Origin of the sequence: Nostoc sp. KVJ20 (assembly GCF_001712795.1) — a bacterium.
GTDB lineage: Bacteria > Cyanobacteriota > Cyanobacteriia > Cyanobacteriales > Nostocaceae > Nostoc.
Genome location: NZ_KV757662.1, coordinates 1 through 24,035, shown reverse-complemented (window position 1 = coordinate 24,035; position 24,035 = coordinate 1). Strand labels below are relative to the sequence as shown.

Annotated in this window: 19 protein-coding genes; 9 read left to right on the top strand and 10 right to left on the bottom strand. The window is 41.0% G+C overall.

From position 1 onward, the window contains the following. Positions 1-317: 317 nt before the first annotated feature. From A4S05_RS25290 to A4S05_RS25280, 3 genes are all read right to left on the bottom strand, one after another. Positions 318-1,622, bottom strand: a complete 1,305-nt coding sequence (locus A4S05_RS25290; protein ID WP_069072539.1) for a P-loop NTPase fold protein — start codon at positions 1,620-1,622, stop codon at positions 318-320. A 472-nt stretch (positions 1,623-2,094) separates the two neighbouring features. Then, positions 2,095-3,450 (bottom strand): (Fe-S)-binding protein, encoded by a 1,356-nt coding sequence (locus A4S05_RS25285; RefSeq protein WP_069072538.1) that lies wholly within the window; start codon positions 3,448-3,450, stop codon positions 2,095-2,097. A 54-nt stretch (positions 3,451-3,504) separates the two neighbouring features. Then, entirely contained in the window at positions 3,505-4,818 is a 1,314-nt protein-coding gene (locus A4S05_RS25280; protein ID WP_069072537.1) for an FAD-binding oxidoreductase, read from the bottom strand. A gap of 438 nt (positions 4,819-5,256) precedes the next feature. Between A4S05_RS25280 and msrB the strand changes: the two genes are divergently transcribed. Then, the gene (gene msrB, locus A4S05_RS25275; RefSeq protein WP_069072536.1) at positions 5,257-5,751 is read left to right on the top strand and encodes a peptide-methionine (R)-S-oxide reductase MsrB; all 495 of its coding nucleotides are present in this window, start codon (positions 5,257-5,259) and stop codon (positions 5,749-5,751) included. Positions 5,752-6,655: 904 nt separating this feature from the next. Here the strand turns inward: msrB and A4S05_RS25270 are convergent. The 4 genes from A4S05_RS25270 to A4S05_RS25255 all read right to left on the bottom strand — a co-directional run bounded on the left by A4S05_RS25270 (position 6,656) and on the right by A4S05_RS25255 (position 10,373). Further along, positions 6,656-7,207 (bottom strand): DoxX family protein, encoded by a 552-nt coding sequence (locus A4S05_RS25270; protein ID WP_069072535.1) that lies wholly within the window; start codon positions 7,205-7,207, stop codon positions 6,656-6,658. Positions 7,208-7,271: 64 nt separating this feature from the next. After that, the gene (locus tag A4S05_RS25265; protein ID WP_069072534.1) at positions 7,272-8,549 is read right to left on the bottom strand and encodes an NAD(P)/FAD-dependent oxidoreductase; all 1,278 of its coding nucleotides are present in this window, start codon (positions 8,547-8,549) and stop codon (positions 7,272-7,274) included. A 180-nt stretch (positions 8,550-8,729) separates the two neighbouring features. Then, complete coding sequence (locus A4S05_RS25260) at positions 8,730-9,563, bottom strand: ATP-binding protein (RefSeq protein ID WP_069072533.1); 834 nt, start codon at positions 9,561-9,563, stop codon at positions 8,730-8,732. Between the two features lie 210 nt (positions 9,564-9,773). Continuing rightward, positions 9,774-10,373 (bottom strand): MBL fold metallo-hydrolase, encoded by a 600-nt coding sequence (locus tag A4S05_RS25255; protein ID WP_069072532.1) that lies wholly within the window; start codon positions 10,371-10,373, stop codon positions 9,774-9,776. A 180-nt stretch (positions 10,374-10,553) separates the two neighbouring features. Here A4S05_RS25255 and A4S05_RS25250 point away from each other — a divergent pair, with 180 nt between their 5' ends. The 4 genes from A4S05_RS25250 (at position 10,554) to A4S05_RS25235 (ending at position 15,261) form a co-directional block, all read left to right on the top strand. Continuing rightward, positions 10,554-11,744 (top strand): pyridoxal phosphate-dependent aminotransferase, encoded by a 1,191-nt coding sequence (locus A4S05_RS25250; RefSeq protein WP_069072531.1) that lies wholly within the window; start codon positions 10,554-10,556, stop codon positions 11,742-11,744. 84 nt (positions 11,745-11,828) lie between these two features. Next, on the top strand, positions 11,829-13,190 hold the full coding sequence (locus A4S05_RS25245; protein WP_069072530.1) for a cystathionine beta-synthase: 1,362 nt from the start codon (positions 11,829-11,831) through the stop codon (positions 13,188-13,190). A 13-nt stretch (positions 13,191-13,203) separates the two neighbouring features. Next, on the top strand, positions 13,204-14,340 hold the full coding sequence (locus tag A4S05_RS25240) for a cystathionine gamma-synthase (RefSeq protein WP_069072529.1): 1,137 nt from the start codon (positions 13,204-13,206) through the stop codon (positions 14,338-14,340). A 549-nt stretch (positions 14,341-14,889) separates the two neighbouring features. Then, positions 14,890-15,261, top strand: coding sequence for a four-helix bundle copper-binding protein (locus A4S05_RS25235; RefSeq protein WP_069072540.1), 372 nt, complete (start codon positions 14,890-14,892; stop codon positions 15,259-15,261). Positions 15,262-15,381: 120 nt separating this feature from the next. On the opposite strand, the gene modB is transcribed toward A4S05_RS25235, so the two are convergent. Further along, complete coding sequence (modB, locus tag A4S05_RS25230) at positions 15,382-17,178, bottom strand: molybdate ABC transporter permease subunit (RefSeq protein WP_069072528.1); 1,797 nt, start codon at positions 17,176-17,178, stop codon at positions 15,382-15,384. A 644-nt stretch (positions 17,179-17,822) separates the two neighbouring features. On the opposite strand from modB, the gene A4S05_RS25225 reads away from it, so the two are divergent. Beyond that, the gene (locus tag A4S05_RS25225; protein ID WP_141699801.1) at positions 17,823-18,587 is read left to right on the top strand and encodes a GNAT family N-acetyltransferase; all 765 of its coding nucleotides are present in this window, start codon (positions 17,823-17,825) and stop codon (positions 18,585-18,587) included. Positions 18,588-18,951: 364 nt separating this feature from the next. On the opposite strand, the gene A4S05_RS25220 is transcribed toward A4S05_RS25225, so the two are convergent. Then, positions 18,952-19,854: a class I SAM-dependent methyltransferase gene (locus tag A4S05_RS25220; protein WP_069072526.1), complete on the bottom strand. Its 903-nt coding sequence runs from the start codon at positions 19,852-19,854 to the stop codon at positions 18,952-18,954. A gap of 342 nt (positions 19,855-20,196) precedes the next feature. Here A4S05_RS25220 and A4S05_RS25215 point away from each other — a divergent pair, with 342 nt between their 5' ends. The 3 genes from A4S05_RS25215 (at position 20,197) to A4S05_RS25205 (ending at position 22,590) form a co-directional block, all read left to right on the top strand. Then, positions 20,197-20,586: a deoxyhypusine synthase family protein gene (locus A4S05_RS25215; RefSeq protein WP_370684487.1), complete on the top strand. Its 390-nt coding sequence runs from the start codon at positions 20,197-20,199 to the stop codon at positions 20,584-20,586. Positions 20,587-20,611: 25 nt separating this feature from the next. Then, a complete protein-coding gene (locus tag A4S05_RS25210) occupies positions 20,612-22,120 on the top strand; it encodes a hydroxysqualene dehydroxylase (RefSeq protein ID WP_069072524.1) in 1,509 nt (502 codons plus the stop codon). Positions 22,121-22,227: 107 nt separating this feature from the next. Beyond that, positions 22,228-22,590, top strand: coding sequence for a DUF6464 family protein (locus A4S05_RS25205; protein ID WP_069072523.1), 363 nt, complete (start codon positions 22,228-22,230; stop codon positions 22,588-22,590). Between the two features lie 167 nt (positions 22,591-22,757). Here the strand turns inward: A4S05_RS25205 and fmt are convergent, their stop codons facing one another. Then, a complete protein-coding gene (gene fmt / locus A4S05_RS25200; protein ID WP_069072522.1) occupies positions 22,758-23,789 on the bottom strand; it encodes a methionyl-tRNA formyltransferase in 1,032 nt (343 codons plus the stop codon). Between the last annotated feature and the right edge of the window lie 246 nt (positions 23,790-24,035).

Here is a 24,035-nt window from a genome sequence, read left to right as displayed (position 1 = left end):
AACCCTGGAACCACTCCCGTAAACCCTGGAGCCACTCCCGTAAACCCCGGAACCACTCCCATGAACCCTGGAACCACTCCCGTGAACCCTGATATCATGTCCGCATAATATAGTTATGCTAACCACAGTCATTACACCCCACCCCCAACCTCTCCCTGCAAACGGGGCTACCGTGTACACACAAATCTGAAATAGCTGATTAACCAAGGTTTTACCCCACCCTAACCCTCCCCTTGCAAAGGGGAGGGAACAAGATTTTCCGGTTTCCCCCCTTTACAAGGGGGGATTAAGGGGGGTAATTGTTCATATACGCCGATTTATAACCTAAATTCCTTAGCTTCAGCCAAAATCGGATTGATATCAAACCAGGAACCATCATCATTCCGGTATTCAAATACAAACATACTGCGGAGCAAAAGTTCGTATCTTTCATGACCTCTCAAGCTTTTCTCTTGCGTCACCTCACGCAATAATTCCCATTCATCGGGTGTGATTCCCAAAGTTAGCTCATTGCAGCGTTGTTTAATCACTCTATTTACGCACTCTTGCGACAAAGGTGGGTCTTCTTGCTGAAGACAACGAAACAACAGCATCAGCAAATTACGCAAATGACCACCGCTAACTCGGCAAAGTCGCTCTAAAGTATCAGGACTATCAAAAACCTCGGTAATTAGATTCTGACTTTGTTCCCAACTGACACCAGGAAAAGCCCTCGCCATGACCATCTGTTGCAGCAGCATGATTCCCTGCGAAAATTGTGAACCATCTTGTAATTGCACAGGAACCATCGGCAAAACCTTGGGGTCTACGCCAAAGCGATTTGTTAACCTTCCTAAAGCGTTGGAAAAAATCAACACTAACGGAATGGTATAAACAACATGACAATTTAACTGGTTTAACTGTTCACCCCGTTCCACAAAGAGATATTCTGGCTGGTAATAACCCGAAGGCTTCAAAGAATTATCCACTCGGTCGAGATTATCTATAATTACCACCAGCCCTTTTTTACCTTGCTGCTTGAGTTTTTCTCTAGCAGGCCTGAGCAATTCTTTGTTAATTGATTCTAAAATGCCATTAGTGCGCGGTTCTAAATATTGCCGTAACTGACCGCGAAGTTTGGGGCTATCTTTAGTTTTGGCGGTAATCTTAGCAATACCTACAGATAATTCAGCCTCAACCCCAATATCTAGCGGCGTTTGCAAAAACTCGGAAATCTCCGTAAATAGATTCTTAAAGTATCCTGGTTTCAGGTTAATTTTGATTGCTTCCAGACTTTGACTCACTTCACGAGCTACTGCCAGTAAAATATCTGTAACATCAATATCAGCCATATCCAGGCTTTGACTAGACTCGAAATAAACCACATGAAATCCCTGCTGCTCTAACTCTGCCTTTAGCCGCAGTAACTCAGTAGATTTGCCACAGCCGATATGTCCGGTAAACAATTGACAGGTCGGTTCTTCAGGTGAAAGGCGGGTGATAGTTCGCCCAAGTTCTTCAATAATCTTGGCACCACGCACTTTAGAGAAATCAATATAATATTGTCTATCCTCCGGTTTACTCACAACCAAAGTTTTACTGGGGTTGCAAGCCTGAAAAAACCTAACTAAATCTAGTTTCATCACAAATCACCCGAAATCAGCCTGACGCTCTTGCCCATTTCAGTGATTATACAGACGATAAAGCGGCTATTTCGGAAAAAACTTCTTCAAAATGACTGATTAACTGTTCTCTCGTTTATCTCGTTCCTATGCTCTGCATAGGAATGCCTGATTAGNNATGAATGCATTCCCAGGCGGAGCCTGGGAACGAGGAAATGCTTATCAAGCTAGGTTTTTAGGACTTGTGTGTACACCGTAGCGATGCATTGGGGGGAAACCAGAAAATCTTGTTCCCTTCCCTTTGCAAGGCTACGGTGTACACACAAGTCAAATTACCCCCCTCAGTCCCCCCTTGCAAAGGGGGGAAGTAGAAAATTTAGTTCCCTCCCCTTTGCAAGGGGAGGGTTAGGGTGGGTTAAAATCCCTGTGGGATAAGCGTTTGAGCTTAACTTGACACCAATGGCAAGATGCCTATCCTACAAGAAAGAAATATCTACAATTTCAACTTTTCACCCCGAATCGAATAATCCAACAACTCCATCGGGTGAATAACTGAAATCTTCTTACCTTGCAACTGCAAATGTTTAGTAATCTGCAAAGTACACCCCGGATTAGCAGAAGCAATTAACTCAGCACCAGTATTCAACAAATTCTGCACTTTTTGCTGACCCAATTCTTCAGCAACTTCTGGTTGCAGCATATTATAAACCCCGGCACTACCACAACACAAAGCTGCGTCTATTGGTTCTCTCAACTTCACCCCTGGAATTTGCCGCAATACCTGACGCGGTTGGACGCTAATCTTTTGACCATGCAATAAATGACAAGCATCTTGATAAACTAAATTCAAGGGTTTATCAGTCAGTGGCGACAGTTTCGCTGTTATACCAACAGTTGCCAAAAACTCTTGAGCATCTTTAACTTTAGCTGCAAAATCCTTGGCCTTTTCCCGATATTCTGAGTCATCTTCTAAAATGTGACCGTATTCTTTTAAAGTATGACCACAACCAGCAGCATTGATAATTACGAAATCTACATTAGTGTTAGCAAAACTATCAATCATCTGCTTTGCTAAAGCTTTCGCCTGTTCTGTTTGTCCTTGGTGTTCGGGAAGGGCCGCACAACAACCTTGAGATTTGGGAATCACTACTTCACAACCATTCGCTGTTAAAACTCGTACCGTTGCTTCATTCACGGGGGAGAAAAATAGTCGCTGCACGCAACCCAAAATTACCCCGACTCTGTAACGCTTCTCACCTTGAGCAGGAATTACATTAGGCAAATTATCTTGAAAAGATTTGAGAGTAATTTCTGGCAGAATTGATTCCATTGCTGCCAAACGGGGCGATATTTTATTGAGTAAACCCGTAGCGCGAAAAAATTTAGCAAACCCCAACTTTTGATAAACCAATAACGGAACTAGTAAAATCCGTAAAAGATTGGGATAGGGAAACAGAGAAAATATCAGTTGACGAAAAAATTGATCTGGTAAACTGCGGGGATAATTTCGTTCAACTTGGTGACGAGTTGCAGAAATCAACTTATCATACTGCACGCCAGACGGACAAGTACTTACACAAGCAAGACAGCCCAAACAAGAATCAAAATGTTCCACTGTTGCCGTATTGAGAGCAATTTCACCCTCATTAATTGCATCCATTAAATAGATGCGTCCTCTAGGTGAATCCATCTCCTTACCAAGCACTCGATAACTGGGACAAGTCGAAAGACAAAACCCACAGTGTACACAACTATCAATTAACTTCGGGTCAGGCGGATGACTTTCATCAAAGCTCTTCAAATTCTTTAAACTAGCCGTATTATTAACAGAATTTTCTGAAACTTGCATAACTATTTTTCCCCTCTCTATTTCAGCATCCTTAGCGTCTCTGCGGTTTGTTTCTTAAATACCACCTACAAACCGACCAGGACTTAAAATATTCTTACTATCAAACTGTTCCTTAATACGGCGCATCAAAGGCAAAGCATTTCCCGTATAACCCCAAATATCTATTTGTTCTTTAACCGCCATTGGTGCTGACAAAATTGTTAAAAAACCACTATTCGCTTGAGTGCGATCTCGGATTTTCAAAACTTGATTTTTACTCTCTAATTGTAACAAACCTAAACCACTACTGATATGAATTAAACCTAACTCAACTTGATTCAAAATGTCTACAGCAGCAGTAGGTAACACTCCTATTTTGCAGGTAATTACTGTTTCTGTAGCAGGAGTATGTATTCGTTCTTGCAATCTCTGCCATAGATTAGCTTCATCATCATCTGCAAAAATTGCCCCATTTAAACCTAACTTTTGCCCTACTTCCAAAACTCGGTTTGACTGTTCTTTAACACTCTCACTAATACTTTGAAAGCGGGCAATTAATCCCAATCCTTGACCCAAACCTAAACTAGATACCAATTTAGTTGATAACAAATCGGCTTGAACTGGTGTTAACGCCGAACCTCGAAGGATATCAGCCGCTTGGGATATAGCCTCTGCACTACCAGTCAGTACTACTGTTCCCGATGCTTCTGCTAGCGGATACAGACGAAAAGTTAGTTGACTAATAAAGCCTAATGTGCCATAAGACCCCGTAAGCAACTTCATCAAGTCATATCCGGCAACATTTTTGACTACTCTTCCCCCAGCTTTAGCGATTTCTCCATCAGCACGCACAAAGGTAATACCTAGTAACTGGTCGCGCACACTACCATAGCGTTGTCGCAGAGAACCTGTATCACCTGTGGCGACAATACCGCCAATAGTTGCTGACTCTGGTGCTGTGGGATCAAGGGCGAGAAATTGTCGCGATTTTGCCAAAAGTGTTTGCAAATCGGAGAACTTCATCCCAGCTTCTATGGTGACAGTTAGATCGCCAACTGCGTGTTCAATCAGTTGGTTGATGCGTTCTGTACTAACTACAACATCAATGCTCTTAGCTAAACCGCCCCAGCTAAGTTTACTGCCGCTACCACAGGGGAGAATGCGCCAGTTGTTTGTGTAAGCAGTGGCAATGACTGCGGCTAGCTGTTCTTGGCTGCGGGGATAGACGATACAACTGGGAAGCTTTCCAGAAGCTATAGCCTGTTGAATACGTTTTTGCTGACTGAGTTCGATATTTTCCCAAAGGCAAATAGCATTTTCTTCACCGACGATAGATGCAAGTTCAGAAGCGCAGACGCCTTGCGGCCTGTCGTTAGACATCGCTTTCATTGAGTTTATTTTTTTACGCCCTACTTCTAATTTACTGGCTAACCTGACCAAAAAAGCGTATTACCATTACACAGTGGCTTCAATATAGGGAGCGATCGCTACTAACCAAATAAAAGCAGGGTTCTTTTTCAAGCGATCGCTCAATCATCTAAAAAGATTGAAGAAGAATTCAGAAGTCAGAAGCCAGAATAAAGACGCGACTCGAAAATACTCGCTACCTCTCCGAAGCACCGCCAGTCATACAAAAAACATTCTGAATTCTGACTCCTGAATTCTGTTCGATAAATTCTGTTGAGCAATATCTTGTTGTTTCTTAGCTAATTTTAATCATTCTATCAGGGCTAATTCAGGGCGATCGCTAATTATATTCATTCATGTAGGGAATTCCGTACTGGAGTTGATTGGCCAGTGAACCGGAAAATAGAAAATAATAGATATATGGACAAACGGTATTTTTTACAGGCTAGTGCAGTAATAGTCGGCACGGCATTGTTATCAAGGTATATCAATTGGGGGTCAGAAGCGATGACAACTTCTAAGAGTGGATTTGAAATTACTAAACCTGAAGAAGAGTGGCGGACGATTTTAACGCCAGAACAGTTTCGTGTATTGCGTAAACATGGCACTGAACGCGCTCACACCAGCCCATTGGATAAGGAATACGACAATGGCACTTATTATTGTGCTGCGTGTGAACAACCACTGTTTACGTCTGATACCAAATTTAATAGTGGTACTGGCTGGCCCAGCTTTTTTAACCCGATTGAAGGTGCGATCGCTACTACTGTAGATAGATCGTTGTTTATGACCAGAACTGAAGTGCATTGTAGTCGTTGTGGTGGTCATCTGGGCCATGTTTTTGATGATGGCCCTGCACCCACTGGTAAGCGCTATTGTATGAACGGTGTTTCGCTGAAATTTACTCCTGCTTGATAAGTTGCGTAGGTGTAGTCTCTCGTAGACATCACACCTACTAACCTAAATTGTCCTATTTGTTTGTGTCTGGTTTCTCTTTTTTGTCTTTGGGATCTTTTTTAGGTTTTTTAACTTCTTTATTGCTTTTTCTTTCCTTCGACATAAGTGTTCTCCAGCTAGGTTAATCAGTGAAAGCTTCCACATTCTACCGTTACGGAATCAGGAAGTGGCTTACCTGATATTCTTTTAAGGCAAAAAAGAAAGTATCAGACATAAATGCTACCGACTACCATCATACGGTGTTGTTTGATTTTCTTCTTAAAGCCTTTTCATCTATTTCAACCACAATTCACGAGTAGGGTAGCACAGCTAGCTGTGCTACCCTATTAATTTACTAGTATTTATCGAACAGAATTTAAGACAATACGCTTGGGTTAAGGTTACTGATGTAGATAATTTGTCTTTGAAGACGCGATGAATCGCCGTCTCTACAAGTGTTTTGGGCTTATCTGAACTGTATTGGAATTTAAGAGTCATACCATTTCACTTTAGTAACGATACAAATACGTGGGTAAGGGNNGTAGACTGAATATTTTTGGGGATATCTAGTCATCTTCAGATGACTTTAGCTATGAGACAGGGATTTACAATCCCTGGCGGACGTGCGGTTTCGCGTTAAGTTGACACCAATGAGCAGTGCTTTACCCCTACGAAAAATCTATATGTATCAAGATTTTCGTGAAATGGTATCAGGAGTCAGAATGGGCTAAACCTTAGCTATCCGCTAACAGAAATGTTTTCTGTATGACTGGCGGTGCTTCGTAGCGTTAGCGAGTCTTCTCCCAAGGGGAGACGCCAAAGGCGAACGAACGTCGCGTCTTTATTCTGACTCCTGAATTCTGACTCCTGAATTCTGACTCAATTATCTAAAATTACTATGATTGGACAAACGATTCTGTCGCCGATGTTTTACCCAAAAGTTATTTCTAAAGAAGTTGACTCTACCTTGTTCATGATCTGCTCCTGAGTCTGCAAGATTTTGTCTCTTTCTTCTCCAGTGATCGAGGGAGTAAATATTAAAGCTACTACCTGCAAGCAAAATAAACAGCACAATCCCGTAAGAAAGCATAGAAGTAGCTGCACCCCAGTTTTGTATTGATGTCACTCCCAACTTTAGAATGATCATCAAGGCAAAGGTGACAATTAAAGCGCTTCTGGTTGCTAACCCAAGTGTGATTAACACGCCGACAATTAACTCTACAGGGGGCACTAAGTAAGAATTGATTCTCACCAGAAATTCTGGAAAATAAGAATTTGCTAGTTCTTTGACAGTATCTTCAGCGAATCCAGGGATGTTAAAAATGCGAGTGAATCCGTGATTAAAATAATTCACACCAATGAGAATTCGCAGCAACAAATAGGCGATCGCAACATCCTTTGATTTGAGACTAATGTAGTTTCTATTTTCATTCATTGCCTGAACTCCAACTATGGTAAGCCGACTGTAATTGATTTCAATTGCAGAAATTGGGAAGCACTTAGCGGTTTTGAGGGCTAAGTTCTTTCATAGACAGAATTAAGCGAACTGAGCGATCGCGCAATAAGTAAGTGTGAAACCAAGTAAGTAATACTAGCAAACGACTGCGATAGCCAGGAAGATATACTAAATGAACTCCTAGCCACATCAGCCAAGCCAAGCATCCTGTAAAGGCAAATGCGCCAATTTTTCCCACACCTGAATAACAGCCAATAATCGCTAATCTTCCCTTGTTAAAATAGCTAAAAGGCTCTGGTGCTTTACCTCGGAATTGCCGTTGAATATTTCGAGCGACAGCAACACCCTGCTGAAGTGCTTCTGGTGCAACCCCAGTTAATGGTTTACCGTTCTGTTCCATATATGCCAGATCCCCAATGGCATAAACATTGGGTTGCTCTAGCAGTTGTAGGGTGGGATGAACAACTAACTTTCCCTTCTTTGCTGAAGATACCTCCTCGGATGTTGTGGGATAATTCGCCTCTAACCCCGCAGTCCAAATGACGGTTGCAGTGGGAATTACCTCATCGTTTTGCAGATGTAAAGATTCAAAAGTGACTCTAGTCACTTTTGTTTGTAGATAAACTTCTACTCCTAGTTGATGTAATCGTTTGTAGGTGTAAGCTCCCAACTTCTTTGGCAAATCGCCCAATAAGCGATCGCCAGATTGGACGATAATTAACCTCACTTGCTGCAAAAGTGTCGGATAATCTCGACGTAAGTGGCCTCGAAGCATTTCAACGAAAGCACCTGCAACCTCAACACCCGTCGCCCCACCACCGACGATGGTAAATGTCAGCAGTTTTTGGCGTCGTGATGAATCAGATTCCTGGATAGCTGCCTCAAAACAAGAGAAAATTTGATTTCGGATTGCTATTGCTTCTTTTAATGTTCTCATTGAGAAAGCATATTCTAAAGCTCCAGGAACTCCTAAAAACTGGGTTTGGCTTCCAGTTGCAAGTACAAGAAAGTCATAGGTGATTGAACAACTATCTGTTTCAACAGTTTGCCTTGAAAAATCAATTTGCTCAACTTCAGCCATCAAAAACTGAACCTTAGACTTATTTCGCCGGAAAGAGAATCGCCGTAATATCGTGCGGATAGGGTAAGCAATGTACTCAGGTTCCAATTGACCTGTGGCAACCTGATACAACAACGGTACAAAGGTGTGATAGTTGTTGCGATCGATTAATAATACATCTGCACCAGAATTAGCTAAAGATTGGGCAGCTTGCAACCCACCGAATCCAGCGCCAACAATGACAACGCGGCGACTGTTCATCCTTCCCCTCTTGATTTAGCTAGTCAGTCAAGTTATTAACTGTCTATATATTGATAACAAATTATCGCTAGTGTCATCAGCACTTAGATCAAATAAATGACTCTTGTATGGCTTGAGGAGATAGCTAGGACAATGTGTCCAACGAACAAAACTTCTCCTTCCCTTCTCGTATGAAAATTTTTAATTGGCATTCCAAGAGCGTAAAAGTATTAATATTTGGTTTTGAAGCTCCTCTTTATTTATATCTAAGCGTCGTATTATCCAATCTTGTATTTCTGGCCCAGTAAGCTTCTTTTTTGCTCCATCAACCTTGACAAATGTCTCATTTCCTCCAGTAAAGTGGAGCCTTGAAGAATTAGATGCTGGAACAGTCATTTCTATAAGATATAAATCATCTATAAATTCATTCTTTTGATCACAAACTTTGTGTAACTCAATTCTATATGCTGTTGGATCAATAGCAGGTTGAATTACCGCAAGTTTTTGAGAAATTTCTCTTCTGAGTTTATCCCTCTCTTGGTAATTTAACTTAACTCCACAGACAGTTCTATTTGAATCACGTATTCCCCAAAGAACACTACCTCCCTCACTATTTAGATATGCAACGGCATATTCATCAGCTGTATTTTTGATTGAATCGACAGGATTATTTCCTTTAACTTGTTTAAACTCATACTGTCTATCTTCTTCTAAATCAACAGGGGAATCTAATTTTATTGTGGCTTTTAAGACCCTAAGAACTTCTATAGTCTCACTAGGAAGATTGGAGTAAAACTTTCTAAGTTTTTTAATAGAGGATGGGGCTATATTTAATGCTTTTGTAATTTCTTCAATACCATACTCTTCTACTGCCTTATCAAATTCTTGGAGGGCACGCTTTTTACCAACGGCACACCCCCAAGCTCTAAGAACTCCAAGACGCCAACCGGCTCCTTGGATACCTCCACCTCTGTATGTCCAAGATGCCTTAGCTGCTTCTATAAAAGTCCAATCTTTATCAATATGAACTCTCATTTTACTTATGTAAATTATTACTATACTTGAGGTAAATTGTAGCTTTTATTTCTCAAAAGTTCAGTATTGGTAGCAACAGTACTTAAAAGCACAATCAACATAACCTAGTTACATGAATCAAAGCAGCACTTCTATAAAAAATTGGAGGAGTTTAGGCAACAACCGGCCAGAACTCCCCCAATATTCAAACTGACGATCGCACCCACCCATTTACAGCGTTGCTGCAAGTTCTTGCAAGCGATCGCGTCCATCGCGGAAAACAGGCCATCCATCGCCCACCAGCACTGCTTCTACCCGACTCAGTTGAGCCAACCTCTGCACAGAAGCAACAGCCTCTTCTCGATTCAGAAGTTTGTCATCTGGTAAAATCGTCAAGCTCCCTGCTTTGCGTGCCCGGACTAAATCCCCTGTAATTAAAGTTGTCTCCTCCAGTAACAGAGCCAATTCACCGGGAGTTTTAGAACCGTGGAGTTCAATCACCTCCAGCCCTGGGACAAATTCTTCACCATCAGACAGCCAGCGATCGCAATGTATGGGAAAAGTGTCTTTTTCTGCCAGAGGGCCGGCTATCTTAGCGTATGTTTGATCGGCAATTTCTTTACTTGCCCTGATATGCTCAGAATTTGTCAGCACAATCCAAACCACACCACCGAGGGATTTCAGATGATTCCAATCATGGTTTGATAGGGCTACTGGGTCAATCAAGATGTTGCCATCTGGGCGAATCCAGGCAATCCCATTGAAATCAATATTTCTTGCCGGATTGAAATTAGACCAGCTATAGAGATCGGGACGGTGCAAAGATTTCATGATGATTCTGGATCAGTACTTCAATAATTGACTATTAATCTCAATAATTCAGTATATAGATAATAAGGTTCTATTCCCCCTGGATCTGGAATTTGAGTATACTACGATAAATCTATCGATATTATGGATTCTATCGGGTTTACAGAAATTTCCGCATAACTGCAATACGGAGGTATAGGGGTGAGTGAGATTGTGCGCCAAAAAATATCAGCGAAGGCAGAACAGTTTACAGAGTCGGTGATTCGAGAAATGACGCGGGTGGCACTGCAACATGATGCAGTGAATTTGGCGCAGGGATTCCCCGATTTTCCCTGTCCCTTGGAGTTGAAACAGGCAGCTTATGAGGCAATAGAGGCAGATGTTAATCAGTATGCCATTACTTGGGGCGATCGCCCCTTTCGTCATGCGATCGCCAAAAAAGTCCGCTGGTATCTCGGCTTAGATATAGACCCCGAAACCCAAATTACTGTTACCTGTGGTTCCACAGAAGCAATGGCATCTGTGATGCTAGCAACAGTTAATCCCGGTGACGAAGTAATTGTATTTGAGCCGTATTACGAAAATTATGGCCCCGATGCCATTTTAGCTGGTGCTATACCCCGCTACGTGACACTGCATCCCCCTCATTGGACATTTGATGAAGCACAGTTGCGTCAAGCTTTCAATGCCAATACCAAAGCTATTATTATCAACACACCCCACAACCCTACAGGTAAAGTCTTCACCCGTGAAGAACTCACCCTAATTGCTGAACTTTGTCAAAAGTGGGATGTGTTAGCGTTCACAGACGAAATCTACGAACATATTCTCTATGACGGCACTCAACATATTGCCCTAGCAACCCTTCCCGGAATGGAAGAACGCACCGTTACTATTAACGGTTTATCCAAAACTTATAGCGTCACCGGATGGCGAGTTGGCTACATTTTGGCAAACCCCGAATTAACAGGAGCGATTCGCAAAGTCCATGATTTTCTCACCGTTGGTGCACCTGCACCATTACAACGAGCCGGAGTTGCCGCCATGCAACTGCCACCATCCTATTATGAAGAACTAGCCAAACTTTATCAGCAGAAGCGAGATAGCATTTTACAAATTCTAGATCAAGTTGGCATTCCCTATTTCGTTCCCAAGGGAGCTTATTACGTTCTTGCAGATATTTCCAAATTTGGCTACAAAACAGATGTTGAATTCACTTACCATCTAATTAAAAATATTGGTGTGGCCGTAGTTCCTAGTTCCAGCTTTTTCAGCCAACCAGAAAAAGGACATTCATTGATCAGATTTTGTTTTAGCAAAAGACCTGAGACATTAAAAATAGCTAGCGATCGCTTACTCAAATTGCAATCAAATCTACAACCGAAATCCTAAGATTTATTTATTCTCTTATCTTCCCAAATAGTGGAAAACGAAGATGATAAATAAATGATTTTAGAAATTATTTAGGACTGCTATATGGCTACTTACAGTAACATTTTACAAGCAATTGGTAAAACTCCATTAGTCAGACTAAACAAAATTACCGAAGACATTCACTCAAGTATTTATGCCAAAGTAGAATATCTCAATCCTGGCGGGAGTACCAAAGATAGAATTGCCCTCACGATGATTGAAGCCGCAGAAAAAACAGGTCAACTGCAACCAGGCGGCACGATTATTGAAGCTACCGCAGGTAATACTGGTGTGGGACTGGCGTTAATTGCAGCAGTAAAAAAGTATCGCTGTATTTTAGTCATGCCTGATAAAATGAGCCAGGATAAAATCAACCTACTCAAAGCTTATGGTGCAGAAGTAGTTGTTACTCCCACATCTGTACCGCCTGACTCGCCAGAAAGTTATAACGGTGTAGCGGAAAGACTCGCCAAAGAAATACCAGGAGCCTATAGACCAAATCAATTTGAAAACCCGAATAATCCTTTAGCACATTACTTAACTACAGGCCCAGAAATCTGGTCAGATAGTAATGGCAAAATTGATGTTTTTGTTGCGGGTATGGGTACAGGTGGTACAATTTCAGGAGTTGCTAAATATCTGAAAGAGCAAAATCCAAATATAGTAATTGTTGGTGCAGATCCAGAGGGTTCAATTCTTTCTGGTGACACCCCAAAATCTTACAAAGTTGAGGGAATTGGTGAAGACTTTATTCCCAAAACATTTAATCGTCAATTAGTTGATGAAATGGTTCGGGTTAGCGATAAAGAATCTTTTAATATGGCTCGTCGTTTAGCACGAGAAGAAGGTTTATTGGTAGGAGGTTCTTGTGGTACAGCAGTAGCCGCAGCGCTCAAGTATGCAGCCAGATTAACAGAGCCGAAGTATATTGTAGCCCTATTACCAGATACGGGAAGAAACTACATTAATAAAATCTACTCCGATGCCTGGATGCAGGAAAATGGTTTTTGGGAAGGTACAACAGTAAAAAGTATCAAAATTGGTGAAATTCTTGCTCAAAAAACAGATTTTCCTTCTCTAATTGCTGTCAGTCCCCGTGATACCTTGAGTAAAGCCACAAACTACCTACAAAAGCTGAATATTTCACAGCTACCTGTGATTGATAATAAGCATGTAGTAGGAAGCGTCAATGAAGCCTCTTTAATGAAATTTCTCCATGATGGCATCAACTTTTCTAATCAGGAAGTTTCGGCAGTTATGGGTAAACCACTGCCGATTCTCGATGAAGAAGTAGATATTTCTGAAGCTTATCGAGTGCTGTTATCAGGAAGCACTGGGATTATTATTAAGCGGCATGATGTTCCTATTGGCTTAATTACCAGAGCCGATTTAATCAGATATTGGATTAGTCAAAACCAAGAATAATCAAGGCAAAATTATGGAATTTGAGACTAGAGCAATTCACGAAGGTCAGCAATCAGACCCACAAACAGGTGCTGTTATTGTCCCCATTTATTTGACTTCTACTTATGAACAAGAAGCCATCGGTAAACATAAAGGATATGAATATTCTCGCACGGGAAACCCCACCCGCACAGCTTTAGAAGAGGCTTTAGCTTCTATTGAAAATGGAAAATTTGGTTTGGCATTTGCTTCTGGCTTGGCTGCAACTACCACAGTATTAAGTCTACTCAAAAATGGCGCTCATATTGTTGCTGGTGATGATTTGTATGGTGGAACTTATCGTTTGCTAGAAAAAGTTGTAAAAAATTGGGGTATTACAACTAGCTATGTAGATATTGATAACATCGCTGATTTTGAAACTGCCATTCAACCAAATACTAAGCTGATTTGGATTGAAACCCCTACTAACCCTCTGTTAAAAATTATTGATATTGCCGCACTAGCAAATATTGCCCGTAAAAATAATATCATCTTAGTCGTTGATAATACTTTTGCTAGTCCTTATTTTCAAACGCCATTAGATTTAGGTGCTGACATTGTAGTTCATAGCACTACCAAATATCTAGGGGGACACAGCGATATTATTGGTGGCGCTGTCATCACATCTAACGAGCAACTATACACCGACCTGAAGTTTTATCAAAATGCGATCGGGGCAATTCCTAGTCCTTTTGATAGCTGGTTAGTGCTGCGAGGAATTAAAACTCTGGCTGTGAGAATGCGAGAACATGAAAAAAACGCTTTATTTTTAGCTGAATTTTTAGAAAAGCATCCCAAAATCGAGCGCATTTATTATCCAGGGTTATCCAGTCATGAACAGCATAAATTAGCAAAAGAGCAAATGTCTGGCTTTGGGGGGATGATTAGTTTGGAATTAAAAGGCGGTTTTGCTGAGGTTGAAAGATTCGCTTCTCGACTCAAGTTATTTTTGCTGGCTGAAAGTTTGGGTGGTGTGGAATCGCTGCTTTGCTATCCTACCAAAATGACCCACGGTTCTCTACCAGAAGCGGAACGACTTCAGCGGGGAATCAAGGATAATTTAGTCCGTCTTTCGGTAGGAATTGAACATAAGCAAGATTTGCAAGCTGATTTAGAAAATGCTCTAGCTTGAAAATTGCTATTGGTTATTGGGTATGGAGAAAACCGATTTTTATTCCGCGTTGTAAGCTTGATTTTTCTTAATTAATTTTAGGATTTTATATCCCTATCTTTAGACATAGGTTTGTTTTAGGTGGGGTCTAAAATCTTATTAGGAATTATGAATTTTTAAGCGTGCCTATCTTCCATTAACATAAGTTAATAAATACTGAATTAATATAAGTTAACAAATGCTTTGTTTAGGCATTTGTTAAAAAACATGACATTATTTTTGATCTAGATTTAACTATAACTTTTGATCCCCAATGAAAAGTTGACTTACTTAAGAAAACCCCACATTAAAATGGGTGTTTCTAATCCTTAATACATAGCAATACTCAAAAAAACAACACCAAACTAGCGTAGATTAAGTTTGATTTTCCGGTAATTATATCGGGATAGTAGGCTTATAAAAGCTGAATTAAAAACCCCATTGACTCTTTAAAAGAGGAAGACTAATGTTATGAGTAGTCCTTCCAAGGACACTATCTATGCATCAAAAAATCAAGAGGTATTTCCTATGATGATGATGATGATGACTGAAACCATGACTACCGAAATGCAAGCTTGTATGGATGCTTGTATGGACTGTCACAAAATGTGCATGGAAACCATGACTTACTGCATGAGCAAAGGTGGTAAGCAGATGGACAAAAGCATGATGAGCATGATGAGCATGATGCGCGATTGCTCTGAAATGTGCATGATGTGCATGAATATGATGATGAGCGGTTCTGAGTTCATGGAACGTACTTGTATGCTTTGTGCAGAAATGTGCGATCGCACTGCAATGGCCTGTGAGATGATGAGCGATGACATGAAAATGATGGAATGCGCTGCTGCTTGTCGCAAGTGTGCAGAGTCTTGCAGAAGTATGCAAATGATGACCGCATAATTCCCCTAACTAGCAGAAGTTTCTCTGCAACCTAATATTCAAGCGCTCAGACTCTTTGGGTCTGGGCGCTTGAAGTAATATTCTTTAAAAAAATTTCCCGCGTCCCATATATCTCTGCGTTCACTCCATCAAAATCAAGCGCAGAGGATCTAAACGCACATACCAAGGAAAAGGCTGGTCTTTCATGGTCACCCATTTTTCTTTGAAGACTTCAGCTTGCAGATGGTAATCTTGAGAATTCTTGCCAGCCGAATGTAGTTTAAGAAACAACGTCATTCGATGAGGCGTTTCACTGGTTCGTACTACCCAGCAGGGAAAGGTGTTTTCCTGTGATGAGTCGTTGGTAAAAATGAACTGATGGGCACGAATGCCGATGTGAGATAATTTGCTCTTGATTGGTTCAATTACTTGAAGAGTACAACCCCAATCAGTCGCTTCCACCTGTTGCGATGACTGGAGAACAGCACGGGAGAAGTTTTTACATCCAGTTAGTTGGGCGACACTGACAGTAGCAGGATGCTGGAAAATATCATGTTTGCTACCATAATGAACAGCTCTACCATGCTCCAGTACCAACAGATTCGGGCAAATCCGATAAGCTTCTTCCATATTATGGGTGACAAATAGAGTCACACCTTGGTAGCCAGCAAGAGTTTCTGTCATTTGCTGCTCTAATTGACTACGTAAATGGGTATCAAGTGCCGAAAATGGCTCATCTAAAAGTAACGCTTCCGGTTGGCTTGCCAAAGCTCTTGCCAAAGCTACTCGTTGTTGTTGACCCCCTGAAAGTTGGTGCGGATAGCGATCGCCTAATCCTTGCAACTGCATTGCTATTAGTTGCTCCTCTACCTGCACTCTAATACTGCCAGCAGATAGGTTTTTGGGCAAGCCAAAAGCAATATTTTGTGCCACACTCATGTGCGGAAAGAGGGCATAATTCTGCACTAAAAAACCGATGCGGCGATCGCGGCTGGGTAAATTAATTCCTTTTTCTGAGTCAAACAGAACTCTGTCATTTAAAACTATGCGCCCGGTTGTAGGTGTTTCTATTCCGGCAAGGCAGCGCAAAATCATGCTCTTACCTGCTCCAGAACCCCCTAACAATCCCAAGGGTTGCTCATCAGTGTTGAAAGCAACTTTTAAATGAAAGCTAGGAAGGATTTTTTCAATGTTGATAAATAATCCACCAGATTCAAAGTTAGAGTGCGGAGTGTAGAGAATTTCTCCCCCTGCCCCCTGCCCCCCGCCCCCTGCCTTCTTCTCCCTCAATTCTTGCCAGAAGTTAACCCCAATAATTCCAGACAGGGAAATTACCATAATAGCGATCGCCCAAAACCACGCTTCATTCATCGCTCCCGCTTCCACAGCAAAATAAATCGCCATTGGGATTGTCTGTGTTTGTCCGGGAATGTTACCAGCCAGCATCAATGTCGCACCAAATTCTCCCAAAGCACGGGCAAAAGCGAGCATTGTGGCAGCTACAATGCCGGGTAGCGCTAAGGGTAAACTGATGCGCCAAAAGATTGTGGCTTCAGTTGCGCCAAGGGTTCTAGCTACTCGCAGCAGATTACCATCTATTTGTTCAAAGGCTCCCAGTGCAGTTTTATACATTAAAGGGAAAGAAACTACCGTGGCTGCGATCGCTGCACCATACCAAGTAAAGACGATGGTGAAATCAAAAGCCTGCATGAGTTTCCCTACAGGGCCATTTTTGCCAAAAAATAGCAGCAACAAAAAGCCGACAACAGTGGGAGGCAAAATCAGAGGCGCAATAAAGATACCCTCAATCAACGATTTACCTTTGCCACGATATCCCAGCATCCAGTAGGCAGCAGCCATACCCAAGAAGAAGGTAATAAATGTAGCAAGCAATGAAGTTTTGAGTGATATCCAAAGAGGCGATAAATCCAATGGCATAGTTGTCTGCGGAAGAATTAGCTCAACTAATCCATAATTTACCAACTTTAGTTCCAAAATGTTCCTAAAAGTTGGTAAATCACATAACAATCAATGAAGGAAATCCCAAAAACTATCCAAATTTTAAATAAGATTCGCGTTCGATCGAGTATCAATACGGTTCGGTTAACGTTTTTATGTTTTGAAAATCCCCTAACCCCATTAAAAAAATGGGTTGGGGGATCTTAAGCCAACCGTATTGGAAGTGTCAGGGTGGAAGTTGTACCCGTCAAAACATCGTCATGGTGAGTATCAACCCCTCAGTTGTAACTTTTCACTCTCCTAGTGATTGATAACGCATATCCTTAAACTCGATTAATACATATCAAAAAAAATAGCTGAGTCACTTCATATACAACTTCATATTATCTTGATGAAATATTTACTAATGAGTATTTAATATTATTGAATATAAACATTACGGTCTTACTTAAGACATAAAGCCTGTAATTATGTCCTAAAATATTTACTTTTTGTCTTTACTTTTTCCTAATACTTATATATAAATAACTCTTAACTAAATCATGAGATATCCTCATGCAATGCTAAACAAGCAGCAAAAATTGTGAGCATGTAATGATTATTTATTAATGAGAAATTCTAAGATGAACATTAAACTTCCACTAATATCTGACCGTCTAATCAAAGATTTTCCAGTAATTGAAACCGAAAAATATATTCTCCGACTTGCTTCTACTAAAGAAGAATTAGAATATGTTTTTAGATTGCGCTTTGAAATTTTTAATATTGAACTAGGTTTGGAATATTCTGCTTCTAATCTTACCCAGAGAGATCAAGATGAATTCGATATGGTTTGTCATCATTTGATACTCATCTTTAAACCAACTGGTAAAATTGTTGGGAATTACCGAATGCAATCTTATAGAATGGCTTCTCAAGCTTTGGGCTTTAGTGCTGCTAAATATTTTAATATAAATGATATTCCTGATTCTATACTTCAGGAAACTGTAGAACTTGGGCGTGCGTGTATAGCAAAAGAATACCGTAATATTCAAGCACTTTTATTACTCTGGAAAGGGCTAGGAAATTATCTTGTCTGGAGTGGAAACCAATATTTTTTGGGGCGTGTAACATTTAAAACGCAAAGTCCTTTAAAAGCTCGTTGTGCTTATAATTATTTTCAGCGAAAGAACTTGATGCATCAAAGTATTTTAGTTTATCCAAATTCAGAATTTATTTTAGAATTGCCTCAACAATGTCCTAGATCACATAATGTGGAAATTCCGCATATTTTACAAGCATATTTTGCTTGTGGGGCAAAGATATGTAGTCTTCCATCTATTGGTCAATTTAAGTGCACTACTTTTTTAACTATCTTTAATAGTAAAGACGTTACCAGATATCACTAATACCAATTTTTTATGAAGCTGCATATAATTCGATCCCCCCTAGCCCACGTCAGTCGCTCCACTTAGGAAGACCTCAAGACCGCGCTGGCTCCCCTTAATAAGGGGGGAACTGGAAAAACATCTATCAAAGTCCCTCTTTTTAGGGGGGATTTAGAGGGATCAAGATATATGCAACTTCACATTAAATTGGTATAAGAATTCATTTATTGCTAACTGGCTAGAGTTTAGACTAAACAATTAGACTCTAATCCAAAAGACAAAACAAAGTTAGTGATAACTTATTGTAAAAATAAAAGCACAACATTGTTGTGCTTTTGTAGATTATTTGTATTCAGTCCATTGTGAGAAAAAGAGACTTTTTTAATTAATCCAGTTTACTGCTGTAGGCACTGAAACCATAAGCCAAAGTTTCTTTTAAATTACCTGATGGCTTCAGACTTCTGTTGATGGCTTTAGCAAAGGGTACTGGGATTCCTTTGATGGTTTCCGGCAAAATTGCATATTCTTCTGTTGGTTCGACAATGTATTGTGGACACTTCGTTTTTAGACCAGCAGTAGCTAACATTTCTTCTATTTCAGCAGATGAATATTGCTTGAGATAAACTGGATTTCTTACAAATGGGTTAAGCTTTCTCACAAAGTTATGGATAATATGAGAAGGACAAGATTTGTTGTGAAAGGAATGATTAAAAACAAAAATCCCACCAGGTTTTAGCACGCGAGATATATCAGCCAACAATTTTCTTAATTGTGCATCTGGGATATGCATAAAAACGCAGTTAGAAATTACCAAATCTATAGAATTATCTTCTAAAGGCAATATTTCAGCAGAAGTGCAAATCAAGTTAAATTGAGCTTCTGGGAAAAAGTTATATTCTTGTTTGACCTTGATTAACCGTCGTAATAAAGGTTCAGAAATATCAATTCCATAATATTTCTCGCATCTTAGATTTTTTGCTTTCGAGAGATGTAAAGGTGCGCGGCCATAACCAGAACCAATCTCTAGAATAGAGCCAACAGATTTATTCAAAGGAAATTTGTTCCAAGTACCTCCTGGTGTACCAGTTAGCAGAGTGTAATCTTGTTTGATGGGCGATGTATCTGCAATTTTTTCAATTTTTTGGGAACCATAATATGTTTTCCCGATTGCATCCCATGTTTTTTTATGTTGAGTATTATTCAACTGTTCATAGTCGCTAGGAAAATAAATGCCATCTCGTAATTCAAAGTCATTCAGACTAAATTTTACATCTGCTAATTGACTCATTGTGATTATTCCTCATGAATAGTTAAGTCTGTTTTCTGTTATACTCTCAACTCAGCATTAACCGCAAGGGATTTTTACTGAATTGCTCTATCTTAGCCTTTCCTTAAAGTCTATAACTGTTTTCAATTTGGTGGAATATATAGCGCTTGCCACTTCGCTGCAATACAGTCTGAACCTCACCCGTATTTGCTTCAGCAAATACTTACCTCTCCTTACCAAGGCTAAAGTGTACACACAAGTCCTAAAAGCCCAGTTTTGTAGGTATGTTAGCCTACCATTAGCCAAAAGATTTCTGAGAAAATGCGATGTCTCCAACGGGTGATGCCAATGCGCTGATTAAATATTGCTAGGCGATCGCATTCTCAAGATAAAATAGACCGCATATATGACACCTACATTGATGAAGATCAACTGCGGGTGTGTGACATGACGATCGCAGAAATCGCCGAGAATTTAGAGAAGCGTCCCTATTCTTCACGGGAATTTATTGAGCAGATAGCGGTTTATTTAGAACGTCAGGGTAACTATGGTCAATCTGTAGTGCAAGCTGCTTATCAACACCAAGTACCAATTTTTGTCCCCGCTTTTAGTGACTGTTCGGCTGGCTTTGGCTTAGTGCATCACCAATGGAATTCTCCAGAATCGCATTTAACCGTTCCCCACTCCCCACTCCCTTTCATGGATAGCAACCCATCATCTGATAAGAGCGGCAAGTTCGTATACATTAGTTGATGGACAGCAACAATCGGAGGCTGGGATGGTAGAAGGGTTACAACAAAAACGGGTGGTAGTTGTAGGTGCTGGTTGGGCTGGTTTAGGAGCAACCTACCATTTGGCAAAACAGGGTTATGATGTGACGCTTCTAGAAGCAGGTCCCTATCCCGGTGGGTTGGTGGCAGGTTGGCAAACACCAGCAGGAAAATCTGTTGAAGCGGGCATTCATGGCTTTTGGTATCCTTACAAAAATATTTTTTCCCTAATCAATGAATTAGAAATTAGTCCTTTTACTACTTGGACTCGTTCTTCGCAATATTCGCCAGCAGGTTTGGAAGTTGAATCACCAATTTTTCAAGATTTACCGCGACTTCCCTCGCCACTGGGAACTTTTCTCTACACTCAGTTTAAGCGGCTGCCACTAATTGACCGTCTCAGTGCCCTGCCTTTACTTTATGCTGTCGTTGATTTTGATAATTCTGATGAGGCTTGGCGGCGCTATGATTTTGTAACTGCCCGTGAGTTGTTCAAAGACTTTAACGTTTCTGCACGGCTTTACCGCGAGGCGTTTGAACCAATGTTATTAGTGGGCTTATTTGCCCCTGGTGAACAATGTTCAGCCGCAGCAACTTTAGGGATGCTTTACTTTTTTATTCTGGCTCATCAACCGGATTTTGATGTAGTTTGGTGTCGGGGAACTGTTGGAGAAAAGATATTTTGTCCTTGGGTGGAACGAATCGAAAAAGCTGGTGCGCGAGTGTTACCCAAGCGGCGAGTTACAGACTTAATTGTTGATAGTAATCAAGTTAAGGGTGTGGTTTGTGGTGATGAAATAATTGAAGCAGATGCCGTGATTTTTGCAGTTGGGATCACGGGGATGAAGAAAATTGTCTCAACTAGCCCTAGTTTACAAAGCCGTGAAGAATTCCGTAATTTGAGCAATTTAGGAGCAATTGATGTTTTAGCAACGCGGCTATGGTTTGACCGCAAAATTGATATTCCTCGTCCTTCTAATGCTTGTTTTGGGTTCGACGCAACTACAGGTTGGACGTTTTTTGATTTGAATGCTCTACATGATGAATATCAAAATGAGCCGGGAACGGTGATTGAAGCTGATTTTTATCACGCGAATCAGTTTCTCAGTTTGAGTGATGAGGAAATTTTACCAATAGTTCAGGGTTATTTAGCAACTTGTGTACCAGCGTTTCGAGAGGCAAAGATCATTGATAACAGTGTAATTCGGTTATCTCAAGCGGTAACTCACTTTGCACCTGGTAGCTATCGTTATATGTTACCTGCTAAGACAAGTTTTGAAAATGTGTTTATGAGTGGGGATTGGATTGTAAACCGTCATGGTTCCTGGTCACAAGAAAAGGCTTATGTTACTGGTTTGGAGGCGGCGAATTTGGTGGTGTCTTATTTGGGAGAAGGTCAGCCATCTAAGATTTTAGCTGTAGAAGAGGATGAAGCGCATATTCAAGTGGCGCGATCGCTCAACCAAACTCTGCGTGACTTGGGGAAATCTATCCTACCTGACTTTTGGTTGCCCTAATCCGTAGAGACGCGAAGAGTTAATCATTAGTTGTAATCTAAATTCGGTAAGCTAAAGAAAGCGATCGCGATACCATCCTTATAATGTAAATCAAATCACATAAGCTTATGGAGCCAGACTCTTTACAAACCGAGGTGATTCTGACGCACCCGCGTGAGTCTCTCGGTAAAGTGCAACTTGATTGGACACCCCAACCCGGAAACTATCTTGATTTTGAAGGTAAAACCTATGCGGTTTTAGAGCGCCGCCATAGATATAAACTTCAAGCTGGACGCTACCGCTTGCACAATATTGCCATTTATGTACAGTCTGCTAAACGACCATCTGAGAAAAGTTTGGTAGCAGGACGTTGGGTAATCGGTGATGCCACCTGCTGTTACAATGCTCATTCAGAACTCATTCGCTGTGCAGTCAACCCAGATGGCCCTTGCGAATCTTGCCGCTTTTATGAAAAGTTAGAAGCGATTTAATTTTAGATTTTAGATTTTGGATTTCGGTGTGAGCGCTACTTCGACCCTTCTCTAAGAGACGCTGCGCGAACGGCAAGAAGAAGGGCAAGCAAGCTCAATACAAGTCGGTCGAATACTTTTTCCTTCAATCCAAAATCCAAAATTCAAAATCTAAAATTGCCAACCCTTCAACTCCCCGCACCAAAAACTTCTCCCACAGTTAAGCGGGTACCATTCACAAAATCCCATCCCGACTGGGGGCGTTTACCAGCTAGCTGAACCTCTCGCAACAGCAACAAACCTTCCCCAGTTTGAACGATCGCCCCAATTCCTTTAACAATGCTCACTACAACTCCCGGTTGATCTGATAAGTTTGACAAATCGGGTAATTTATCCGCTATTTCTTGCAATTCTGGTAGGAGATTGCGTAGACGCGGAGCGGCTTGTCGCCAGACATCGCCTACAGCACCAAGGGGAGCCGAAGCGGTTATTTTCAACAGGTTGTTACGAAAAGTAGCCGTGCAGTTAGGGTAAAAGCCTCTGATTTGATTGTGTAATTGGATCGCGCTTTTTGACCAATCCAAAGCATAATCTGGTTTTTGAATCAGAGGTGCATAAGTAGCCGCTAAATTATCTTGGGGAATTGGTTGAATTTCCTGGCGTGACAACTTCAACAGAGTTTCCACCAACAAATCTCCACCGATCGCAGCTAGTCTGTCGGCTAAATCTTGGGTATTATCCAGTAATCCAATGGGTGTAGTGGCTATTTGTAGCATTGGGCCGGTATCCATCCCCACATCCATTAACATGGTCGTGATCCCCGTTTCTTTCTCACCGTTATACAAACACCACTGAATCGGCGCTGCACCGCGATATTTGGGTAAAATTGAGCCATGCACATTAATGCAGCCCAACTTTGGCATCTTCAATATTTTTGACGATAAAATCTGTCCATAGGCGACAACAACAAACACATCTGCGTCTGATTGTTTAAGTTGGGTTAAAGTTTCAGTGTCTTTTTTCACCCGCTCAGGTTGCCATACTGGTAAGTTGTGAGCAGTAGCGATCGCTTTTACTGGTGAGGGGATCAATTTATTTCCGCGTTCCCGGCGTTTATCTGGTTGAGTGACAACTGCCAACACCTCAAATTCTGAATGATTCAATAACTTTTCCAGCGTAGGTACAGCAAACTGGGGTGTACCAAAAAATACAATTTTCATTAATAAATTAGTCGTTAGTCGTTAGTCATTAGTTAATCGTAAGTGCGCCCCTCATAACTGACAACATTTAAGTTGCATATTGAAACAGAATTCACCAAGCCAGGATTTAGCAGACGTATTCTAGATGGCAGTCGCAAAACATAGTTGATTTGCTATGAAAAACTCCACCCACAAGGGCATAGGGAAGAGCCTTTAATGCCCAATGCCCCAAGTGGCGGGGCGGCATCCATTGGTGTCAACTTAACG

What these genes read in the sequence shown, in the direction of transcription:
- A4S05_RS25240 (WP_069072529.1), top strand. Translation starts at nt 13,204, where the DNA reads ATGGAATTTGAGACTAGAGCAATTCACGAAGGTCAGCAATCAGACCCA.
- A4S05_RS25290 (WP_069072539.1), bottom strand. Translation starts at nt 1,622, where the DNA reads ATGAAACTAGATTTAGTTAGGTTTTTTCAGGCTTGCAACCCCAGTAAA.
- fmt (WP_069072522.1), bottom strand. Translation starts at nt 23,789, where the DNA reads ATGAAAATTGTATTTTTTGGTACACCCCAGTTTGCTGTACCTACGCTG.
- A4S05_RS25285 (WP_069072538.1), bottom strand. Translation starts at nt 3,450, where the DNA reads ATGCAAGTTTCAGAAAATTCTGTTAATAATACGGCTAGTTTAAAGAAT.
- A4S05_RS25280 (WP_069072537.1), bottom strand. Translation starts at nt 4,818, where the DNA reads ATGAAAGCGATGTCTAACGACAGGCCGCAAGGCGTCTGCGCTTCTGAA.
- A4S05_RS25270 (WP_069072535.1), bottom strand. Translation starts at nt 7,207, where the DNA reads ATGAATGAAAATAGAAACTACATTAGTCTCAAATCAAAGGATGTTGCG.
- A4S05_RS25245 (WP_069072530.1), top strand. Translation starts at nt 11,829, where the DNA reads ATGGCTACTTACAGTAACATTTTACAAGCAATTGGTAAAACTCCATTA.
- A4S05_RS25205 (WP_069072523.1), top strand. Translation starts at nt 22,228, where the DNA reads ATGGAGCCAGACTCTTTACAAACCGAGGTGATTCTGACGCACCCGCGT.
- A4S05_RS25265 (WP_069072534.1), bottom strand. Translation starts at nt 8,549, where the DNA reads ATGAACAGTCGCCGCGTTGTCATTGTTGGCGCTGGATTCGGTGGGTTG.
- msrB (WP_069072536.1), top strand. Translation starts at nt 5,257, where the DNA reads ATGGACAAACGGTATTTTTTACAGGCTAGTGCAGTAATAGTCGGCACG.
- modB (WP_069072528.1), bottom strand. Translation starts at nt 17,178, where the DNA reads ATGCCATTGGATTTATCGCCTCTTTGGATATCACTCAAAACTTCATTG.
- A4S05_RS25260 (WP_069072533.1), bottom strand. Translation starts at nt 9,563, where the DNA reads ATGAGAGTTCATATTGATAAAGATTGGACTTTTATAGAAGCAGCTAAG.
- A4S05_RS25255 (WP_069072532.1), bottom strand. Translation starts at nt 10,373, where the DNA reads ATGAAATCTTTGCACCGTCCCGATCTCTATAGCTGGTCTAATTTCAAT.
- A4S05_RS25220 (WP_069072526.1), bottom strand. Translation starts at nt 19,854, where the DNA reads ATGAGTCAATTAGCAGATGTAAAATTTAGTCTGAATGACTTTGAATTA.
- A4S05_RS25225 (WP_141699801.1), top strand. Translation starts at nt 17,823, where the DNA reads ATGAACATTAAACTTCCACTAATATCTGACCGTCTAATCAAAGATTTT.
- A4S05_RS25235 (WP_069072540.1), top strand. Translation starts at nt 14,890, where the DNA reads ATGATGATGATGATGACTGAAACCATGACTACCGAAATGCAAGCTTGT.
- A4S05_RS25210 (WP_069072524.1), top strand. Translation starts at nt 20,612, where the DNA reads ATGGTAGAAGGGTTACAACAAAAACGGGTGGTAGTTGTAGGTGCTGGT.